Below are 19,104 nucleotides of genomic sequence, written 5' to 3' on the forward strand. Positions count from 1 at the left end.
GCCTGGAACAACCCGGCGGCAATCACCTCCGGCTTCGACCGACCCGACCCGCCGGCAACAATGCCGCGCGCGGCATCACCCAAGCGGGACAGGAACCCACCCTGATCGTCCTCCACGCTGGACGCCTGGTCAGCACGGTCGGGACCACGGTCCGGTAGGACCTCCATCCCACCCAACGTGGCCACCATCGCCAAGGCCAGCCCCCCGATCAGGGGCCCCCGCGCTCTCTTCTTCACCCGTCACCCTCCGGTCCACGGACAGACACGACGGGTAAAGATCACAAGAAGGCATACAGGCGGCTCTATACGGAAGATACTTTCCCAGCCCAATCCCTCGCTTGGAGCGAAGACACCGACCACACGTACAGACGCGCCGACACGACCAAAGGGTGAAAACGCGGCCGCACCAGCCGTCCCCGACACTTCGGGCTTGCCGAAGAGGTCACCGAGCAGGAAGCCCTGGTCAGCGAGTTGCTGGTGGGATTCGAGTCTCAGCTCCCGGAATCGATACCGACACCAGCACGGCAGGACCCAGAGTCATAGATCGATGCGGCGAGGCGTCTCTTGGCCGACGCGTGCGGGCTCCATGCGGCTGCTGACGCAGGCAAGGCGAGGAGAAGCGAGGCGTGACCTCTTCGGTGTGAAGCAGGACGCCGCGCCCACTCTGACCTGCAGAAACGAGAAGCAGCAGGTGGCGGCGGGTGCAGTTGAGGACCGTTGCGTGCCGTTGGGTGCAGTTCAACACCGTTCAGCGCACCCGGCTGCTCCCTACGTGCTCCCCGATCCCAGCGCGGCGCCCGCCGCGCGCCGCAGCGCCTTTCACTCAGCGTGACCGATGTCCTGAGACGGCGCGTACGGTCGGCGGCATGAGCGCGCAACCACACCGGCACGCATGCCGCGTAACCAGTTACGGCGTTCGTGAGGGCTCGGCGGGACGGCTGCTGGCGTTGTACGAGTTCTTGGCGGCCACCACGGCGGCCTGGAGGTGCTCGGGGTCGACGCCGTGCACGTTGAGCGGCGGGTGCACACGCCGGACAAGTTCGGCCTCGATGGTCGCCGGCTCCGCGTCTTCCGCCCAGGTCAAGCGCAGGTGCGTGTGCATCCACGCGGTCAGCCGCGCCTCATCCTCAGGGACCAGGACGACACGGTCGGTCCAGGTCGTCCGGTAGCCCTCGGCCACCAGAAGCCCGGCCAAGGTACGGCGCAGCGTCGAGCTGCCCGAACGCCTCAGATGGTTGCGCAGGATACGCCCGCGCAGGCTGGTCGCTCGTCCGAGGTACAGCAGTCGCAGCGACGGGGCGTTCTCATTCGGCGGTCCGGGGAGGTCGGGAAAGATCGAAGGAGCAGCCCACCAGGCGTAGACACCGCTGCCACGGCTGAGCCGCTTGACGGCGACATCGAGTCCGACCGGCACGCCGGAGAGCAGCCGCAGGGCCTCTTCGACCCGAGCTTCGTCGGTAGGAACGTGGTCGGGTCGCCGTTCGGGAATGGTCATCGAGACCATCGTAGGTTGCGGGCGGATCGTGGCCGGGACCGGAAGGACCGGATGCCCCACGTAACGGCACCTCCACCAGCCAGGCGGAACGCTGCGTAATGCGCGCATCGCCGCAGAAGCGCGCACGTGACCTTGGTCAGCGCGTCGGATCGAGCTGTCAGGCGTACGAGGGCCGGCGCGGGTCCAGCAGCTCGGTGATGCGGCCACGGTCGAGGACTTCGATGAGTGCGTCGGTACCGTGTTCGACCTTGACCGCTATTTCCTCTGGGTGCAGAGGGATCAGCGCGAGCAACGCGATTCGGATGCCGCCGCCGACGTCGATCGTTCGGGCCTCTGGCGGCACCCGCAGCATCGGCGTGACGACGACTCCTTCGGCGCGAGCGGACGTCGTCGGCGTGCGATCCCGAGCCACGGGTGCTGACGCTCGGGCATGCCGAAGTAGTCAGCATTGAGGAAGACCTGCTCACAGGCTTGCCGGTGGGCATCGGGTCTCAGCTGGCGGAATCGATACCGACGCCACCCGGGGTGTAAGCCAGAGCCTTACATCGATGCATACCGGTCTCGTGGTTGGCGCTGGCGGGCCTCAGCACCCGACCGCTCCCAGCCTGCTCCCCGATCCCCGGCCCACGAGCGGACAACGGATCTGGATCGTCAGCTACGGTTCGCGGCCACATAGTCGAGCGAAGCGGTGAACTTTTCGACCGGGTCGCCGAGGATCTGCCACGGCCACTCGGTAACCAACCCGTCCAGCAGCGCGAACGCGTGCCCAGCCGCGTCGAACTCGTCGGCCAGTTCGAAGGCCATCGCGAATGTCGCCACCCGGGGTGCCCAGCCGGGGCCGGCGGGGATGTAATCCGGATGGAAGATCGAGTTTTCCGCTGCAGTGAGAAGTTCGGCACGGACCTCGTCCGAGACGATGTACTCGTTGCCCTCGTCTCGTTCTGTGGCGTTCCACTTCTCGATGTGGGCGACGGCCACCAGTTCGTGCAGGAGACTGTTCGGTCCGGCCGCCGCTGCGGCGCCCCGGGCGAAGTCGAACATCTCCTCGTGACTGCCGGACCATTTTGCACACAGGTACTGCAACCGCTGCTCGTGCGCGACCACGTGCCCCGGGTGTAGTCGAGTCACCGCCTCGAAGCGCTGCCGGGCCTCCGCCGACCCGACGCCCAGGCCTCGGGAACTGGTAACCAGCCATGCCCGCGCGGTCACGTTGTCGGGTTCGCGAGTGAGTACCCTCTGCAACAACGTCTCGGCGTAATGCAACCGCTCATGGAAACCCCTGAACTGGGCAGCAGTGGTGTATTTCGCCCGCTTGCCGCCGCGTGCCTCCCACGCCCAGTGCACGGCGTGACAGCCGGCGACCAGCACGGGCAGAGGCGACTCAGGCTCGGCGTCGATCCAATCACCGATCCAGTCCTGGATCCCGTCGACCCCGCCGACCGCCTCCATCAGGAAGGCCATCTCGTCCGGATCGGCCGCCATGTTGAGCAACTCCCGGGCGAACTTCCACTTGCGCTTCTCCAGCGCCCGGATCAGGGCCTTCCGGTGCGGGTCGCCGAAGGTCGGGTCCAAGACCGGTTCCCTTGGTCGCTTCGTGAACGGCCACATGCAACCCAACCCCCCATGTCGTAACCGTACCGGCCGCCGATACTAGTGCCCCCGCCTGGTCGTACCCCTAGTCACGCCGCGCCCCCGCCGGCGGTTGCCTGCCGGGCACTGGTTTCGCTCCGGAGCTGCCCGGGCGGACGCAGTGTTCCGGAAGCACGGACACGGAGGCTCATCCGGGGTGGCGCGTCGACGGGCCGCGGCCGCACGGCAGACCGCCATGACCGTGGTGAAGAGCAGATGATCGGAGGCGCGAATCTGTCGGCTTCGAAGAGGTTTGCCAGTGTTCGAGGGTTTCGACATCGCCGCGACCGCTACGACGATCCACGGACGTCGCGGCGGCGAGGGAAGACCGGTACCTCCTCCTGCACGGCACCCGAGACCCACCTCATGCGGCGTCACGTGGCGCCGCGACTCGCCGAGCGATTCACCGTGATTGCCACCGAACTCGTAGTAAAGAAGGCCCCGAGGGCTTCCCCGGGCCTTCCATCTCCTCTGGACCGGGCTACTCGTGGGCCGGAGTCAGGTCGTTCTCGCCGACGAGGTAGCCCAGCTCGATCAGCTCCCGCACCGAGTTGTTCATCGGCAGCAGGCGCAGCACCGCGAACGCGTTCGTCACGCTCACGTACGCCAGTCGCAGCAGCACGGCAGCCCTGCGCCTGCCGAAGTCGCATCCTTCCTGATGCGAGTCGATGTAGCACGTCCGGGGTGCGACGGCATCGCTGGGAGCAGGCGCCTCAGCGTGCGGTTGGTACCAGCGGGTGTGACTTCGACGTCGGCGACGGCCCCGATCGCGACGCGGGGTGCGTCGGAGGCCCTGCGGTGCGTACAGTTCCGGGTCGGACTTGGGGTGGGCCGGGCAGATCCGGCGCAGGGAACGGGATGAGACAGCGACGGCATGGCGGCGGACAACATTTCGAAAACCGGTCAATACGGCATCGATCGGAGCCTGCTGGAGACCTGTCTCAGCGTCTTTGAGGCATTGGAGGACCTGCCTCCCGATCACCCCGACGTGGTGCGGGTGCAGCGGGCCACCGCGAAGTTCTACAAGGTGATCAAGCAGCGACGACGCCAAGAACGACGGGATGCCATCGCGGCGGCCGACCGCGCGGTGACGGCGGCCACCGCCACCGGCGCCCCGGGCCGGATCGACGACGAGACGCAGGGCATCCCGCTCGCCTCCCCCACCGTCGGTGCCACGGCCGGCTTCCTGCACAATCCGCGCGGCTGCTACATCTGCAAGCAGCGCTACCGCGAGGTGGACGCCTTCTACCATCAGCTCTGCCCGCCCTGCGCCGCGCTCAACCGGGAGCGCCGAAACGCCCGCACCGACCTAACCGGCCGGCGCGCGCTGCTCACCGGCGGCCGAGCCAAGATCGGCATGTACATCGCGCTGCGGCTGCTGCGCGACGGCGCGCACACCACGGTAACCACGCGGTTTCCCCACGACGCGGTCCGCCGATTCGCCGCGATGCCGGACAGCGGGGACTGGCTGCACCGCCTGCGAATCGTCGGGATCGACCTGCGCGACCCCGCCCAGGTGATCGCCCTCGCTGACTCGGTCAGCGCCCAGGGACCACTCGACATCCTGATCAACAACGCAGCGCAGACCGTCCGCCGCACGCCCGGGGCATACGCGCAGCTCGTCGCCGCGGAGGCGGCGGCCCTGCCGGACGGCCCGCTGCCGGAGATGATCACATTCGCCAAACCGGCCGGCCGGGGCGACCCGACGGGCAGCCTGACCGCCCCGCCGAAGTCGGCCACGGTCACCGCGCACGCGCTCACCGCGTTGGCGCTGACCAGCGGCTCCGCCTCACCAGAACGGATCGCGGCAGCCACCGCCATCGACGCCGGCGGTCTGGTGCCAGACCTCGACCCGGTCAACAGCTGGGTGCAGCGGGTACACGAGGTGGACCCGGTCGAGCTGCTCGAAGTGCAGCTGTGCAACGTAACCGCGCCGTTCGTGCTAGTCAGCCGGCTGCGACCGGCGATGGCCGCAGCGACCGCCCGCCGCAAGTACGTGGTGAACGTGTCGGCGATGGAGGGCCAGTTCGCCCGCGGCTACAAGGGGTCAGGGCACCCGCACACCAACATGGCCAAGGCCGCGCTGAACATGCTGACCCGGACCAGCGCCCAGGAAATGCTGGCCGACGGCATCCTCATGACCAGCGTCGATACCGGCTGGATCACCGACGAGCGGCCCCACCCGACGAAGATGCGACTAGCGGACGCCGGCTTCCACGCCCCGCTGGACCTGGTCGACGGCGCGGCCAGGGTGTACGACCCGATCGTCCGCGGCGAACAGGGCGAAGACCTTTACGGCTGCTTCCTAAAGGACTACGCACCCTGCGCCTGGTGATCAGCGCGCCCCCGACGGCCGCCCAGGCTCAGGCCGACACGGTCAGCACCGTCGCCCAAGTTCTGGCCCTGTACTAGACGAACGTCTCGAGGTCAGAGGTCTGGGTTTGGCACCTCAACCTCAGGTCCGCCGGCCAGCGCTTGGGCCGTCGCCCTGAGCTCGGACTGGACTACTTCGGGTTCGCCGAAGAGATCACCCGAGTGAAAGCCCTGGTCAGGCCGTTGCCCGTGAGATCGATGTTCCAGGCAATGAGACAGGCGCCGGTGGCCGAAAGGTGAACCGCAGCTACAAGCGCCGATCTAATCATCAAACGATGACCGACAGGACGGTGGGCGTCGTCAGCAAGAGGTCTTCCGTCCGACAGCGCCGCCGGCCTGACCACTTCGGTGTGAACTCTCGGCGAGCGGGTCTCGTCCGGTCTGATTCGAGGTCAGCGGGCCTGTTCGGGTGCCTCTCGGCTCGGTTCGGCTGGCACGGTTGCTGTACTTCGCTGCTGTACTGCTGGCATGGCCTGGTCGGCCGTCCTGGTCCAGCCGAGGAAGCGGCGGTGCAGCACGCCGGCCGGCGTCCAGGGCATGTCCTCGGTGGCTTGGACGAGGTAGGCGCCGAGGTAGAGGGCCAGCGATACCGGAGCGTCCGCGTACTCCGCCCGCAGCTCCCGTCTGCGCGTCACGCATGGCCACGGAAGTCCACAACCTCCGCAGCTCCAGATCGGCATGACCGGGCCGTGGGTGCTCACCGCACGCCCTCCAGGAAGCGCGCGGTGATCGTCCGGGCCTGCCGGCTGGTCGCCCATTCCACCTGCCAGCACGGGTACGGAGTCAGCCGCGACCACCATGCGCGGCAGCCGGCGCACATGCCGTCCGCTCCTCGCAGATGCACGAGCAGGATCCGTCGCTCGTCCTCGTTGCTCATTGCTCCTCCTTGGCCGGCCAGTGCCTGCGGTTGATCGGGATGCGGTGTCGGTTCCGACAGGGCAGCTCGGCCCCGCACCGGCACAGCCACCGCCACTTGCGCCACGACCATGCCGGCCGGTGTCGCCGTGCCAAGGTCATCGCTACCGCGATCAGGTACTCGTCGTAGGACACTCGTCGCCCCGGTGGCGTCCTGTCCCGCATCACTGGCCCCCTCCGCCGGGCAGCGCCCCATGGCCGACCCCGAGCCACGGGACCGGATCTAGAACGTTCGGTAACTGCGACGCTACGATCACGACCACGGCGGTGGGACTCACCCGCAGTACGAGTGAGCAGCCCACATGTCGGCCGCACCGTTTGTTTCAGGGCGGGAACGTCGACCACCGGTCAACGTAGGGATGACGCATGGCAGGTCGCGGACGATCAGCACCACAGCGCGGCGAGGTGACCGGCTACCTACTCAAGCTGATCCGGGAGTCCATCCCGCTGACGCAGGAGCAACTCGCCGCCGACCTCGGCGTCGACCGTGTCACCGTGCAGAGCTGGGAATCCGGACGCCGGCCCTTCACGGCGGTGCCGCTCGGGCAGTCGATCGCCGTCCGGCGCAGGCTCGGTCGCCTCGGAGCGAACGTGACCCTGCTCGCCGCCCTCGACGACGCCGCCGAGGCAGACTTCATCCTCGCCGCGGTCCTCGACGAGCAGGTGGACCGCTGCGACATCGCCGAACAGCCGCTCGGCTGGTGCGTACTCACCCACCGTCTGACCGATCTGATCCTCTGGGCTGTCCTCGGGCAGACACCAACCTTCGCCAGAGGGCTACCCATCGCACAGACCCGGCGAGGGCCGGTGGCGTCAGGGCCGGCCCTGCCCGCCGACGAGCAACGCACCTTCTTCACCCGACTTCACGTCCTCGCCGAACGCGCAGCCACCGGACGTGACCCGAGCGTTCTGCTGCATCGACAGGCCTGTTTTCTCGCCGGCATGGACCCCACCAGAACGGCGGCAGGATGGCTCTCCCAGACCACCACCCGTGCCCGCAGGACGATCACCTTCCGCACCTGGTCACCGCTGTGGCCTGACGCCCGCTCCGTAGTCACATCCCTGGCCAACCAGGGCGACCCGGAACCTTTACGAGACTTCCTCGCCCGCGCGCATCCGGACGATGCCTGCGAGCGAGCAGCCCTCAACTACTCGGCCTACTGGGTCGGCGAGATCCCGTATCGCCAGCGCGACGACTCCTTCATGCCGGCGCCGCTCGCAGACTGGCACGGCTCGGTTCTCTTCCGGCACCTGGTCCAGCGCCTCGACCCAACGCACCCCTTCGTCGACCTCAACATCCACAACATCTGGGCTCTGCTCGCCGTACGACGCGGCCTCACCCTCGACAACCCCGCCGAAGGCCGCGCGCTCCTCAATCGCAGTACCCGGATCCTGGACAGCGACCGCATCTCTCCACAGTCCCGGCAGGAACTAACCTCTATCGTCTACAGCCTGCGAGCAGACGGAGTCACCGGCACAGGGACGGGCAGATGAACGACGACCACGACGCCGCCGGAGCCATGAGCTTCATCTTCGAGGCCGGCGTACTCAAACGCGCCGCCCGCACCGGCTGGTGGTTCGCCGGCATCAAGCACCCCGAATCCATCGCCGAACACTCGTTCCGAACCGCGCTCATCGGGATGATGCTCGCCGCCATGGAAGGTGCCGACCCAGCCCGGGTATCGATGCTGTGCGTTCTGCACGACACCCAGGAAACCCGGATCACCGACATCCCACACATCGCCAAGCGCTACCTCACCGCCGCACCCAACACCACCGTCACCGCCGACCAGGTCGCCGCCTGCCCACCGGCCGTCGCCGACATCATCAACACCGCCGTCGCGGAGTACGAAGCGGGCGAAACACCAGAGGCCATCGTCGCCCGCGACGCCGACAAGCTGGAATGCCTCGTCCAAGCGGTTGAGTACCGCCACCAGGGCATCGACAACGTTCAGCGCTGGATCGACAGCTCCCGCGCGGCACTCAAGACCACCAGCGCCCACCGCCTCGCCGACGCCGCCCTCAACGGACAACCCCTCGCCTGGCTCACCCCTCCCCCACCACCGGCATAGCCACCAGACACCAGGCACTGACCTACCACCAAGGCCCACCACTCCAAGCGAGTTGACCCCTCGCTTGTAAGTTCTGGGCGCTCCGTCCGGGCCGGTCCGCGTCTGTCTCTGACCTCGGGCGGCAATCCGCGGCTGTCCACCCGCACCCATCCCCGTCTGTCCCCGTTGCTGTCGCCGTTGCTGTCGACAGCACCAGGACAACCGCTCAGGAGCAGAGAAGTCAGAGAAGGCTCTCTTCCTGCCCGGCCTCCGAGACACACAAACTCCTTGGGCAGGAACTCCGGCCGGTGTAGCCATTGTTACCAATCCTTGGTTGCTTCGCCTTCCTGCTCCGGCCGTCCTCCCACGTGACGAACTCGAGACAGCTGCCACTCTGGCGACATCGGGGTCCACTCGATCCCTACCTTACGGTTCTTCCTACCCCTAGTAGCCGGACGTCGGAAAAGGAATCCCAAAGCAAGTACAGCGAGAACCAGCAAGAGCACTGCCGCGTAGACTGACAAGACCGCACTTACTCCACTCTTCGCCCAACTGGTCAATGGACCAAAGATGGGCTCAAGGTAGCGGGGTGAATTCCATTGTGCTATCACGCCGAGAGAATCCCTTATCGCGGGAATTCCCAAGAAAACCGTCGCTACTGACCCAATGCCAGCAATAAGGTAGTTGCGCCGTACGCTCTCCTGAACCCGGCGAGAATCAAGCAACTGTTGGGTCGCACTCAGTCTGTCCAGCAAGCGCTGATACAGTTCCGGCACGCGCAATTGAGCGAGTATAGATGCGATAATGTCGTTCGCGCTTCCATAAACCACTGCATTGCTTCTAAACTCCTCGATTCCTTGCGCAAGCATTTGCTGAGTAGCCATGAGGCGGCGATGCGATCGTGCATCTAATTGAAGTTCATAATCAAGCACATACATTTGCCAATACTGAAGCGCTGCATTCTCTATTATTGCCACCGTGTTGGCAATAGATACAAATGACGGCGATAGCTCACCGCCATCAAAGTCCCAGCTAATCAGAAGGGCATTGCCGCCGGTAAAAAAGCGCGACTCGTCGTCGTGTAATCCCCTATCGCCCTTGACGGCTTCTGTCACTACCGCCTCGCGGAGTTCAGCGTACGGTGGGTGTCTCATCATCAGTCCTGCAAGTTCTCGCGAGTGCCGTCGTATCCAGCGCCTCTTTGAGCCGCAGCAGTCCAAATCGTCAACGAACAGCGATGCGTAGCAGAAGTAGTCTTGCACCTGCTCGCGTTTCAATGACACAAGACCACGGATTCGATCCTGGTAGACAAAGAAGACATCTTCGATACCGAACTGATCATCCTGCCACTCAAACCTTCTGCCAAGCTCACCGTCAGGTTCGGTCGTCAGCCATTCGTCTCCCTTTGGGGTGTATTCGAACAGAGGGCCTGCGCCCACCACCGCTCCATCGAAGGTGCACGAGTCGAATTTCATCTGCTTTCCGCTGGAGGCTTCGATTAGCTCGTCTGTGGTCCTGTTCCGCCCAAGAACGGCGTGGAAGGTGAGCAGTGCAACGCCTGAGCGATGCAAAAGGAGTGTGGGCAGAATCTCGCCATCCCCCAGAAGGCCAGACTCGGCACTGAGGCTTTGCAACTCCAGTCGAATAAAGGGCGACCTTGTTAAATATGTCGGGCTTAGAAGTTGGTCGTCCACTGCGGCTAGCGCCCCAACGACCTTAGTGTGGTCTACGACCTTGTCATCCACTTTGGACGTAATCTCTCGCAACTGCTCTAGCGCCCGTTGGGTCTTCTCCGAAGATTTGACGGTCCGGCCCCGACCAAGGGCGTCAAATCTCAAAATCCGCCGCCTGAACGCATATGCAGCCGCGCGTGGATTCTTGGTTGCCCATGCGCGCCACGTCATTTCCCCTTTGATGACGCTTGAGAGGTTCGAGATTGCTTCCGACAACTGCCGGGCCCTTAGGGCGCTCTGCCATCTGCGACTGATACGCACCTGTCTAGACGGCGGAATCGATGCAGCACGCGCGACGCCCGAATCAAGCAACCGGTCCGCCAGCTCGTAAATGTTTGCACCTGTTGGCAGCGAAAATGCATAGGTATACGCCACACCAGCGCCACCAAATTTGGCGTCGTGCGAGGTGTTCCCTGACCAGAACTTCACAACAACGTCTCCGATCACTGCCGGCAGGTCCAACCAGGAATTAGAAGCTGTTATAGCAGAACCCCGCGACCTTCCATCCCGTCTGCCGTCGACCCGCCCTCCTGGGGAGTGGGCCGCCGCCCGGCCCGCCACGTCAAGCGGGCATTGACGCGCGTTCGGACGCTGGCGGGTCGGGCGGTGGTCTGCTCGGCTTGCCCGGGTCGATGGCAGGCGGGATGGCCTACCGCAACCACCCACGGACCGTGACGCGCCGACGCAGCCCCGACCATCCTGGAGCCGGAGCGCCCCCGCCGGAGGCGCAGTAGCCGCAACCCACGACCACCGCCAGCTCGCCGACGCGGCCGGCGTGCGCTCCCCTACGCCGCGCGGGCTCGTGGCCGCGCGGCCCGGCCGGCTGCCGGCCCAACCCTCGCCGGTCAACGGCCTGTCGTTCTGCGGCGGCCCCTTCGGGCTTCCCGCTGTCCGCGCCAGCCGCCGGGCGTGTTGCGTGGCCGGAGTCGGAGCGCCAGCGGAGCGACGGACACGCGCCCAGGCGGCGGCGCGTGCGGCCCGTTCAGGGCCGCCTTGATAGACGTACAGAAAGTCCTCCCACCCCGGCCGGCAGCCGGGCTGTTCCGTCACGGCATGCTGGTCACATGCACATCCCTTGGCGGACCAGCCTTGACGCGTTCGCAGAGATCATGCGTCGGCACGGCGTCGATCCGGACACTGTGACCGATGTCGAGGCGGCATGGGGTGCGTTCGCTGAGTTCCTACAACTGGACATCGCCGGCATCGACCCAACTCCGGACTCCGACGCAGACGGCTTCATCATTCAGTGGGGCCGACGGTCCTGGAGCGACAACCGCCTGATTCTGACCTTCACTCGGCAACTGGCGATCGCTGATGTCGGTGACCGCGACGATCCCTACTGGCAGCCCGAACTATGGCAGCTCGACTTGGAGATGGCCTTCGACGACGAGGCCGACTTGATCGGCCTCGACAGCTTCGACGTCCACGACACGGGGTTCGAGTTCGCGCCCACCGGACCGCTGCGCGCCGCAGCGCTGGCGGATACCTGGGCGACGGCGCAGCAGCATGCCTCTGTCCGGGCAGCCTGGATCACGGCTCCAGCGAGTAGCGGCCTGTCCTTCGAAAGCGTCTGCTGACGCTCAGAACCGCGAGGTGTGGCGGGCTCGCCAATCAGTGAAGCGGCGTCACGGCGGGTTGACGTGTCGGTACTCGGTGCTACTCTGGCGCTCGTCGGGCACGCCAGCGCGGCCTTCCTGCCGGATCGCTGGACTCGACGTCGGAGATGTCGAGCGGCCTTCCTGCCGCTGATGCGGGCCACGTCCCGCCGGCTCTCGATCGCCCCGGCCACCATGCCGGTTCCCCGAATTCGCTGATCGGCCCAGCACGGCCTTCCTGCCGTCCACGATGGGCCCGGATTCGCACCCTCCACGGGTGGGGGCAGCCTGCGGCAACCCGCCGGATGCCGACATCACAGGCTCCCCACCCGTGCCGGCCTCAATTGCCAAGTCCACGAGCGTGAAAGGACATGACCCATCGGCGGGAGTGGCACGACCACGATTCCGCCCTCCGGCGTCAGCCGCCCTCTCGGCGGTGCCAGGAGACACGACGAACACCACCAGCGGACAGGCGTCCACGGCTGGTGGTGCTTCGTCTCCCGTCCCTGCCACCCCCTGAAGAGGAGACAGCCCTGTCCACCCCGCTCACCATCTACCGCCCCGGTCTCGCCGTCGGCCGTGACGCCCAGGCCCTGCACCGCGCCGCCTCGCCGGAATTCTCCGGCTGGCTGGAACACACCCGCCCCGCCGGCGGCTGTGCTCGCCCGATCCGCCTCACCGGCACCATCGCCGCCATCGACGCCGATACCGGCCGCATCACCAGCCGGCTGCACACCGACGAGCTGCCCGACCGGACGCTCTACAAGGCGTGCGGCAACCGCCGCGAATCCGTGTGCCCGGACTGCGCCTGGGTCTACCAGGGCGACGCCTACCAAGTCGTCTGTCGCGGCCTGACCGGCGGCAAGGGCGTCCCCGCATCGGTCGGCCGGCACCCGGTCGTCTTCGCCACCTTCACCGCCCCGTCCTTCGGCCCGGTCCACCACCGGCACGTCCCCCGCCACACCTGCCGCAACCGGCAGCGCTGCGGCTGCCGACCCGCGCCCTGCCGCGCCCGCAGCAACGCCGGCACCTGCCCACACGGGCAGCCTGCGGCGTGCTTCGCCCGCCACGACGCCGACGATCCGCGGCTCGGCCGCCCGTTGTGCCTGGACTGCTACGACCACGCCCACCAGGTCGTCTGGAACTACTTCTCCGGCGAGCTGTGGCGGCGCACCAAACAGGCCATCGAACGTCACCTCGCCGCCCTCTGCCGCAAGCGCGGCATCCCCCTCGTTCGGGTCGTCACCGCCTCCGGCAAGGTGCGCTGGGTGCCGCCCGTGCGGGTGTCGCACGGCAAGGTCGCCGAGATGCAACGCCGGGCAGCCGTGCACTTCCACGTCCTGCTGCGCCTCGACGGCGTCGACCCCGACGACCCGGACGTCCTCGTGCCGCCACCGGCCGGCATCACCGTCGACGACCTGGAGGCCGCCGTCCACGCCGCCGCCCGACAGATCACCGTCACCACACCTCCGCACCCCGACTGCCCGCAGGGCTGGCTGATCGCCTGGGGCGAGCAGGTCGACGTCCGTCGCATCAACAGCGCCGACGGTGAGCTGACCGACGGCAAGGTGGCCGCCTACCTCGCCAAGTACGCCACCAAGGCCACCGAAGCCACCGGCCACTCCTCCAACCGCCTCACCCCGGCCACGATCGACGACTACGCCGACCCCGAAGGCGAGCACACCGCCCGCCTCATCGACGCCTGCTGGCACCTCGGCCGCCCCACCCCCACCGACACCGCCAATGGCGCCGCAACCGACGACGACCGTCAAGACAGCCTTGACACCACACCGCGCCCCTACGCCGGGCTGCGCCGGTGGGCGCACATGCTCGGCTTCGGCGGCCACTTCCTCACCAAAGCCCGCCGCTACTCCGTCACCTTCCGCCTGCTCCGCGACACCCGCGCCACCTACCGCCGCAGCGAGGACCAGGAGCCCGCCGACTCGGTGACCGTCGGCACCCTCACCTTTGTCGGGGTCGGCTGGCTCAGCGAAGGCGACGCTCTGCTCGCCAACACCGCCGCCCGACAGCGACGCGAAACCAGACGCATCGGCCGGGAAGAACTCGCCCACGAAGCCTGGCTCACCGGAGCCGCCGCATGACCCAGGACCTCCGCCCCCGCTGGTACTCCCCGGCAGAGGTCGCCGTGCTGCTCGGCTTCGGCATCTCCAAGGTCAAGATGAAGATCGCCACCGGCGAGCTGCGCTCCATCAAGGACGGCAAGTACCGCCGCATCCTCCCCGAATGGGTCGACGACTACATCCGCGAACAAGTCGAACGCCAGGAGGCCGCCTGATGCCCGCCCGCGCACGAGCCAACGGCGAAGGCTCCATCTTCCCCTACCGCAACGGCTACGCCGCCTACGTCTGGGTCACCAAACCCGACGGCAAACGCACCCGCAAGTACGTCTACGGAAAGACCCGTGAGACTGTCCACGACAAGTGGATCAAGCTGCACGGGCAGGCCAAGGCCGGGCCGGTCGCGACCAGCGTCCCCACGGTCGGCAGCTTCCTCACCTGGTGGCTGACCGAGATCATCCAACCGAACCGGGCACCGCTGACCTACGCCACCTACGAGACGTTCGTCCGCCGCTACATCTCGCCCGGCCTCGGAGTCAAGCGGCTCGACCGGCTCCAGTCCCGCGACGTGCAGACCTGGATCAACCAGGTGGCCCGCACCTGTCAGTGCTGCGCCCAGGGCAAGGATGCCGCCCGGCCGAAGCACAAGCGGCGCTGCTGCGCGGTCGGCCGCTGCTGCCAGGCAATCCCGTCGACGCGCACGGTCAGCGACATCCGGGCCGCACTACGGGCCGCCCTCACCCACGCCCAGGCCGAAGACCTCATCACCAAGAACCCCGCCATACCGGTCACCCTGGCCACCGTCCGTCGGCGGCGGGGCAAGTCCTGGTCGAGCGACGAGGCGCGGAGGTTCCTCGAAGCTGCCCGTGCCGACGAGGACCCGCTCTACGCCGCCTACGCCCTGGTCCTCGTCACCGGTCTGCGCAAGGGCGAGGCTCTCGGCCTGACGTGGGAGGACGTCGACCTCGACACCGGAGAGCTGACCATCGGCCGCCAACTGCAACGCGTGCGCGGTCAACTCCTGCACCGCGACACCAAGACCCAGGCATCAGACGCCACCCTCCCCCTGCCCGACATCTGCCTGACCGCCCTCAAACTCAGACAGCAACAGCGCGACGAGACACGAGCAACCGCCGGAAAGGCATGGCACGAAAACGACCTCGTATTCGCCACCCGCTATGGCACACCGATCGAGCCGCGCAACTTCCAACGCTCCTGGCAGACGAGATGCGACAAGGCAGGAGTCAAGCCGATCACCGTCCACGACGCCCGCCGCACCTGCGCCACGCTGCTCGCCGACCTCGACGTCCACCCGAGGGTCGCCATGCAGGTGCTCCGGCACGCCCGCTTCTCCGTGACGATGGAGATCTACACACAGGTATCGACGAAGGCGACCAGAGACGCACTCAAACGCCTCGGCGAATCCCTCGCGCAATGACGGGCTGCTGTACTTCGCTGCTGTACGCAAGCAGGAAGGCCACCTCCCGAAGCCGGGAAGTGGCCTTTGACCTGCGTGGGCGATACTGGGATCGAACCAGTGACCTCTTCGGTGTGAACGAAGCGCTCTCCCGCTGAGCTAATCGCCCTCAGCCCCGATGACTCTACCTGATCGAGACCCCGGACCAAAAACCCGGGGTCAGTGCGTCGCGAGGTAGTGCAGGAGGCGGGCGACGACGTCGATGCCGAGGCTGTACTTGAGCGACAGCCAGACCACCACGGACACGAAGACCAGCCCGACGATGCCCAACAGGAAGCGCACCCCCAGTGACTGACTTGTCACCCAGCGCGTCCAGGCCTGGACGTTGTGGCGGGTGAAGGCGAGCAGCCGGCGGGCCCAGTGGAACTCGACGGCCCAGACGCCGAGGCCGGCGATGACCAGCAGCCAGCCGGGGCCGGGCAGCGGGATCAGGGCGATACCGACGGTGACGACGATCGCGCCGAGGGCGCCGATGAAGATCTTGAGCGCCACCCGGCCGGTGGGGTTGGCCCGGATCAGGTCGAGCGTGGTGTGCAGGCGGTCCCGCCAACCGCTGCGGCGTCGCTCCATGAGAGCGCCCCGCGGACCGCGTTCGACTGGCACCTCGTACCCCCGCCTTTCGGCTGTTCGGGCCGCTCCTTTCGGGGGGTCGGCCATGGTCGCGATGGGTTCCTCAGTGGAGCCGAGGACCATTTCCACCCCCAGTGTCGCCCGGGACCGTCACCCCCGCTGACGACTGGACGTTACCGGAGTAAGTCGACGACTGAACCACCCGTTGCCGGGCGGGATCACGGACTGGGCGAACCGGAAATCCTACAAGAATTTTCACGTTCTCGGAGGCGTTCCGACCCCCTTCCCACCACTGGGTGAAGTCAGCGTATGGCGGAGCGTATCCAGGAGTAGCGCCTGAGTATGGGAAAAGCGGGACACGCGCGTTCCGCAGCGGTGCCGGGGGGAGAACGTCCATGAGTGTCATCCGACCGACGACCGTAGAGGTCGAGACGTCGCTAAGGCTCGTCGCGCCTGACGCCACCGCATTGCCGGTGCGTGCCAGTCTGCGTTACGACCCTGCTGACCCGTATGCGGTCCATGTCCTGTTCCACGCCGAATCCGCTGGCGGCGAGGCGGTGAGCTGGTCGTTCGCCCGCGAACTGCTGGTCACCGGGCTCGACGAGCCGGCCGGCATCGGCGACGTCCGGGTGTGGCCCTGGGCCACCCCACGCGGCGACTTCGTCGCGCTCGCGCTGTCGTCCCCGGACGGCAACGCCCTCTTCGAGGTCCCGCGCAGCGTCCTCGTGCGCTTCCTGCGCCGGACCTACGTCGTCGTCCCGCGCGGCCGCGAGGCCGAGCACCTGGACGTCGACACGGCGGTGAACCGGCTGCTCGCCGGCCGCTGACGACGCACCCGGGGGCCGCGCGGATCTGCCGAGTCCGCGCGGCCCCGGGTTGTCCGGAGCAGGGGTACGCGCTCAGCCGTGCGTCGTGATCCCACCGTCGACCGGGATGACCGCCCCGGTCAGATACGCCCCGGCCCGCGACGAGAGATAGATCGCGGTGCCCGCCATGTCCTCGGGACGGCCGATCCGGCCCAGCGGCACCTGCTGCTCGATCGCCGCCCGGGACGCCGGGTCGTCCAGCGCGAAGGCCATCATCTTGCTCTCGAACGGCCCGGGCGCGATCGCGTTGACGGTGATCTGCTCCCCGGCGAGCTGGTGGGCGAGACTGCGGGTGAGCATGTGCACGGCCGCCTTGGTCGCCGAGTACGCGTACACCTCCATCCACGGCACGCGGAGCCCGTCGATCGACCCGATGTTGATCACGCGGGCGGGGTCGTCGGCCGTGGCTGCCGCGCGCAGCGCCGGCAGCAGCGCGGTGGTGAGCCGGAAGACGGCCTTGACGTTGACCGCCCAGAGCTTGTCGAAGGCGCTCTCCGGGTACGACTCCAGCGGCGCCCCCCAGGTGGCGCCGGCGTTGTTCACCAGCACGTCGAGCCGGTCGCCGGTGCGCTCCCGCACGGCTGCGGCCAGCCCCAGCGCGCCCTCGTCGTGGCCGAGGTCGGCGGGCACGGCCACGCACGAGCCCTCGGCGGCCAGTTCCTCGGCCACCCTCTCGCAGACGTCAGCCTTCCGCGAGGAGATGATGACCTTCGCGCCGGCCCGCACGAAGCCCCGGGCGATCATCAGCCCGATCCCTCGTGAGCCACCGGTGACCAGCACCGTCTTGCCTTCGACCGAGAACAGATCCGTCATGCCCATCCCATCGCGTGTCGGCGGTGGTCGCGGGCCGGCCCGGCGACCCTGGCGCTACCGCCCGGTAACCTAGCCGTCCCGACTCGGGGGCGACAAGACCCGCCCCGAGCGGCGGAAATGCCGAGATGCAGGATGCAGCGGCGGCGGTTACCGTCGGGACGATGGTCACTACCGGACAGCTTCCCCCGGCCGGCCGTACCGACCTGCCTCCCCTGCGACCCGCCGTCGACGACATCAGCACCGGCTCCCTCGGTGAGCTCGCGCCCGGGCCAGGCTGGCCGCGTCCGGTGCTGCTCGACGCCGAGCTGCTGATCCTGGTCACCGGCGGTCACGGCACCGCCGAGCTGGATTTCCGGCCGCTGCCCTGCCGGCCCGGCGCCCTGCTGCGGGCCCGCCCCGGCCAGGTGCTGCGCTGCCTCGGCGCGCAGCTGGACGCGACGGTGGTGCGCTGGGGTGCCGGGGCGCTGCGCGGGCTGGACGTCGACCCGGACGCGGTGCCGACCTACCGGCAGCTCGCCGGGGAGGACGAGGACGCGGTGATCAGCGAGGTGACCCAGCTGGCGGTGGACGCCGACCGGCACGCCGGGGTGCCCGCCGCGGCGGCGCTGCTCCGCCACCAGCTCGCCGTGCTGCTGCTGCGGCTGAGCCTGCTTCCCGACCGCGGGGAGCAGCCGGTCCCCAGGGCGGAGTCGGAGACCTTCCGCCGACTCTGCCGGGAGGTGGAGCGCGACTACCGGCACACCCGCCGGGTGGAGGACTACGCCGCCCGGCTCGGCTGCTCGGTGCGCACGCTCACCCGCGCCTGCCTGGCGGTGACCGGGCGCAGCGCGAAGCAGGTGATCGACGAGCGGGTGGCGTTGCAGGCCAGCCGGCTGCTCGCCGCCACCGACGAGCCGATCGCCCGGATCGGCCGTCGGCTCGGCTTTCCGGAGCCGACCAACTTCGGCCGCTTCTTCACCCGCGAGGTGGGGGTCAGCCCGGGTGCCTTCCGGGCCGCCCGGGAACGACCGGTCCCGGTCCGCCTGGTGCGTCCGCGCCCGCCCGCCGACGCCTCCGCCGGCCCGACCATGGCGTGATGGCGGGGCGCAGACCTCGACGCAAGGCGGCCACCCGGTCCGGGCCGCGCCCCCGCTGACGCACGGGGGTTGGCCGCGCGCGGTGCGGACCCGACGACCGGGCATCCCCGGCACTGTCCAGTGCGGATCCGACCGGTTTCGTACACGTCGGTTTCGGGCATGTTCGATGCCGCAGAGGCAGGGGAGAGAGCAAGGGAGGAACCCCGCAATGGGCATCCAGTTCCGTAAGCGCAAGAAGTTCGGTCCGCTGATCTTCCACTTCACCGAGAACGGCTTCTCCTCGTGGAGCATCAAGCTCGGCCGGTGGTCGTGGAACTCCAACACCCGCGCCCACCGCGTGGATCTGCCGGGGCCGCTCTCCTGGAAGCAGGACAAGTCCCGGGCGTGACGTCCCGACGTCGAGCGGGGTGGGGGGGGGGGGGGGGGGGCACCCC

19 protein-coding genes and 1 tRNA gene are annotated in these 19,104 nt (G+C 67.9%); 10 read left to right on the top strand and 10 right to left on the bottom strand.

The features are described from left to right. Nucleotides 1-906: 906 nt before the first annotated feature. From ACL02O_RS29075 to ACL02O_RS29090, 4 genes are all read right to left on the bottom strand, one after another. Complete coding sequence (locus ACL02O_RS29075; RefSeq protein ID WP_412821370.1) at nt 907-1,494, bottom strand: GIY-YIG nuclease family protein; 588 nt, start codon at nt 1,492-1,494, stop codon at nt 907-909. A gap of 157 nt (nt 1,495-1,651) precedes the next feature. Further along, a complete protein-coding gene (locus ACL02O_RS29080) occupies nt 1,652-1,906 on the bottom strand; it encodes a suppressor of fused domain protein (RefSeq protein WP_412821371.1) in 255 nt (84 codons plus the stop codon). A 239-nt stretch (nt 1,907-2,145) separates the two neighbouring features. Then, nucleotides 2,146-3,066 carry a DUF4034 domain-containing protein gene (locus ACL02O_RS29085; protein WP_412821372.1) on the bottom strand — a complete coding sequence of 307 codons (921 nt, stop codon included), beginning with the start codon at nt 3,064-3,066 and terminating at the stop codon, nt 2,146-2,148. A gap of 538 nt (nt 3,067-3,604) precedes the next feature. Further along, the gene (locus ACL02O_RS29090) at nt 3,605-3,745 is read right to left on the bottom strand and encodes a hypothetical protein (protein WP_412821373.1); all 141 of its coding nucleotides are present in this window, start codon (nt 3,743-3,745) and stop codon (nt 3,605-3,607) included. A gap of 252 nt (nt 3,746-3,997) precedes the next feature. Between ACL02O_RS29090 and ACL02O_RS29095 the strand changes: the two genes are divergently transcribed. Then, nucleotides 3,998-5,458 carry an SDR family NAD(P)-dependent oxidoreductase gene (locus ACL02O_RS29095; protein ID WP_412821374.1) on the top strand — a complete coding sequence of 487 codons (1,461 nt, stop codon included), beginning with the start codon at nt 3,998-4,000 and terminating at the stop codon, nt 5,456-5,458. A gap of 430 nt (nt 5,459-5,888) precedes the next feature. Here the strand turns inward: ACL02O_RS29095 and ACL02O_RS29100 are convergent, their stop codons facing one another. Both ACL02O_RS29100 and ACL02O_RS29105 read right to left on the bottom strand, forming a co-directional pair. Then, nucleotides 5,889-6,197: a hypothetical protein gene (locus ACL02O_RS29100; protein ID WP_412821375.1), complete on the bottom strand. Its 309-nt coding sequence runs from the start codon at nt 6,195-6,197 to the stop codon at nt 5,889-5,891. Further along, nucleotides 6,194-6,607, bottom strand: coding sequence for a hypothetical protein (locus ACL02O_RS29105; protein WP_412821376.1), 414 nt, complete (start codon nt 6,605-6,607; stop codon nt 6,194-6,196). Before ACL02O_RS29105 ends, ACL02O_RS29100 begins: the two co-directional genes overlap by 4 nt. A gap of 170 nt (nt 6,608-6,777) precedes the next feature. On the opposite strand from ACL02O_RS29105, the gene ACL02O_RS29110 reads away from it, so the two are divergent. Beyond that, nucleotides 6,778-7,905, top strand: a complete 1,128-nt coding sequence (locus ACL02O_RS29110) for a helix-turn-helix domain-containing protein (protein WP_412821377.1) — start codon at nt 6,778-6,780, stop codon at nt 7,903-7,905. After that, the gene (locus tag ACL02O_RS29115) at nt 7,902-8,483 is read left to right on the top strand and encodes an HD domain-containing protein (protein WP_412821378.1); all 582 of its coding nucleotides are present in this window, start codon (nt 7,902-7,904) and stop codon (nt 8,481-8,483) included. The genes ACL02O_RS29110 and ACL02O_RS29115 overlap by 4 nt, the downstream gene beginning before the upstream one ends. Before the next feature lie 299 nt (nt 8,484-8,782). On the opposite strand, the gene ACL02O_RS29120 is transcribed toward ACL02O_RS29115, so the two are convergent. Further along, entirely contained in the window at nt 8,783-10,657 is a 1,875-nt protein-coding gene (locus tag ACL02O_RS29120) for a hypothetical protein (RefSeq protein WP_412821379.1), read from the bottom strand. A gap of 602 nt (nt 10,658-11,259) precedes the next feature. Between ACL02O_RS29120 and ACL02O_RS29125 the strand changes: the two genes are divergently transcribed. From ACL02O_RS29125 to ACL02O_RS29140, 4 genes are all read left to right on the top strand, one after another. Next, nucleotides 11,260-11,772 carry a hypothetical protein gene (locus tag ACL02O_RS29125; protein ID WP_412821380.1) on the top strand — a complete coding sequence of 171 codons (513 nt, stop codon included), beginning with the start codon at nt 11,260-11,262 and terminating at the stop codon, nt 11,770-11,772. Between the two features lie 551 nt (nt 11,773-12,323). Then, nucleotides 12,324-13,892: a replication initiator gene (locus tag ACL02O_RS29130; protein WP_412821387.1), complete on the top strand. Its 1,569-nt coding sequence runs from the start codon at nt 12,324-12,326 to the stop codon at nt 13,890-13,892. After that, the gene (locus ACL02O_RS29135) at nt 13,889-14,086 is read left to right on the top strand and encodes an excisionase family DNA-binding protein (RefSeq protein ID WP_412821381.1); all 198 of its coding nucleotides are present in this window, start codon (nt 13,889-13,891) and stop codon (nt 14,084-14,086) included. Before ACL02O_RS29130 ends, ACL02O_RS29135 begins: the two co-directional genes overlap by 4 nt. Next, the gene (locus ACL02O_RS29140) at nt 14,086-15,306 is read left to right on the top strand and encodes a tyrosine-type recombinase/integrase (RefSeq protein ID WP_412821382.1); all 1,221 of its coding nucleotides are present in this window, start codon (nt 14,086-14,088) and stop codon (nt 15,304-15,306) included. Before ACL02O_RS29135 ends, ACL02O_RS29140 begins: the two co-directional genes overlap by 1 nt. 76 nt (nt 15,307-15,382) lie before the next feature. Here the strand turns inward: ACL02O_RS29140 and ACL02O_RS29145 are convergent. Together ACL02O_RS29145 and ACL02O_RS29150 are read right to left on the bottom strand one after the other, a co-directional pair. After that, a tRNA-Val gene (locus ACL02O_RS29145) sits at nt 15,383-15,454 on the bottom strand. A 50-nt stretch (nt 15,455-15,504) separates the two neighbouring features. Then, nucleotides 15,505-16,002 (bottom strand): TIGR02611 family protein, encoded by a 498-nt coding sequence (locus tag ACL02O_RS29150; RefSeq protein WP_412821383.1) that lies wholly within the window; start codon nt 16,000-16,002, stop codon nt 15,505-15,507. Between the two features lie 308 nt (nt 16,003-16,310). On the opposite strand from ACL02O_RS29150, the gene ACL02O_RS29155 reads away from it, so the two are divergent. Continuing rightward, the gene (locus tag ACL02O_RS29155; RefSeq protein ID WP_007457244.1) at nt 16,311-16,742 is read left to right on the top strand and encodes an SsgA family sporulation/cell division regulator; all 432 of its coding nucleotides are present in this window, start codon (nt 16,311-16,313) and stop codon (nt 16,740-16,742) included. A gap of 72 nt (nt 16,743-16,814) precedes the next feature. On the opposite strand, the gene ACL02O_RS29160 is transcribed toward ACL02O_RS29155, so the two are convergent. Then, entirely contained in the window at nt 16,815-17,594 is a 780-nt protein-coding gene (locus ACL02O_RS29160) for an SDR family oxidoreductase (RefSeq protein WP_412821384.1), read from the bottom strand. Between the two features lie 161 nt (nt 17,595-17,755). Here ACL02O_RS29160 and ACL02O_RS29165 point away from each other — a divergent pair, with 161 nt between their 5' ends. Both ACL02O_RS29165 and ACL02O_RS29170 read left to right on the top strand, forming a co-directional pair. Beyond that, nucleotides 17,756-18,670: a helix-turn-helix transcriptional regulator gene (locus ACL02O_RS29165; RefSeq protein ID WP_412821385.1), complete on the top strand. Its 915-nt coding sequence runs from the start codon at nt 17,756-17,758 to the stop codon at nt 18,668-18,670. A 208-nt stretch (nt 18,671-18,878) separates the two neighbouring features. Further along, entirely contained in the window at nt 18,879-19,058 is a 180-nt protein-coding gene (locus ACL02O_RS29170) for a DUF4236 domain-containing protein (RefSeq protein ID WP_412821386.1), read from the top strand. Nucleotides 19,059-19,104 lie beyond the last annotated feature (46 nt).

The sequence above is a fragment of the Micromonospora mangrovicola genome (assembly GCF_047200535.1).
Taxonomy (GTDB): Bacteria; Actinomycetota; Actinomycetes; order Mycobacteriales; family Micromonosporaceae; genus Micromonospora.

What these genes read in the sequence shown, in the direction of transcription:
- ACL02O_RS29075 (WP_412821370.1), bottom strand. Translation starts at nt 1,494, where the DNA reads ATGACCATTCCCGAACGGCGACCCGACCACGTTCCTACCGACGAAGCT.
- ACL02O_RS29095 (WP_412821374.1), top strand. Translation starts at nt 3,998, where the DNA reads ATGGCGGCGGACAACATTTCGAAAACCGGTCAATACGGCATCGATCGG.
- ACL02O_RS29105 (WP_412821376.1), bottom strand. Translation starts at nt 6,607, where the DNA reads ATGGGGCGCTGCCCGGCGGAGGGGGCCAGTGATGCGGGACAGGACGCC.
- ACL02O_RS29110 (WP_412821377.1), top strand. Translation starts at nt 6,778, where the DNA reads ATGGCAGGTCGCGGACGATCAGCACCACAGCGCGGCGAGGTGACCGGC.
- ACL02O_RS29115 (WP_412821378.1), top strand. Translation starts at nt 7,902, where the DNA reads ATGAACGACGACCACGACGCCGCCGGAGCCATGAGCTTCATCTTCGAG.
- ACL02O_RS29125 (WP_412821380.1), top strand. Translation starts at nt 11,260, where the DNA reads ATGCACATCCCTTGGCGGACCAGCCTTGACGCGTTCGCAGAGATCATG.
- ACL02O_RS29135 (WP_412821381.1), top strand. Translation starts at nt 13,889, where the DNA reads ATGACCCAGGACCTCCGCCCCCGCTGGTACTCCCCGGCAGAGGTCGCC.
- ACL02O_RS29140 (WP_412821382.1), top strand. Translation starts at nt 14,086, where the DNA reads ATGCCCGCCCGCGCACGAGCCAACGGCGAAGGCTCCATCTTCCCCTAC.
- ACL02O_RS29150 (WP_412821383.1), bottom strand. Translation starts at nt 16,002, where the DNA reads ATGGCCGACCCCCCGAAAGGAGCGGCCCGAACAGCCGAAAGGCGGGGG.
- ACL02O_RS29155 (WP_007457244.1), top strand. Translation starts at nt 16,311, where the DNA reads ATGAGTGTCATCCGACCGACGACCGTAGAGGTCGAGACGTCGCTAAGG.
- ACL02O_RS29160 (WP_412821384.1), bottom strand. Translation starts at nt 17,594, where the DNA reads ATGACGGATCTGTTCTCGGTCGAAGGCAAGACGGTGCTGGTCACCGGT.
- ACL02O_RS29165 (WP_412821385.1), top strand. Translation starts at nt 17,756, where the DNA reads ATGGTCACTACCGGACAGCTTCCCCCGGCCGGCCGTACCGACCTGCCT.
- ACL02O_RS29170 (WP_412821386.1), top strand. Translation starts at nt 18,879, where the DNA reads ATGGGCATCCAGTTCCGTAAGCGCAAGAAGTTCGGTCCGCTGATCTTC.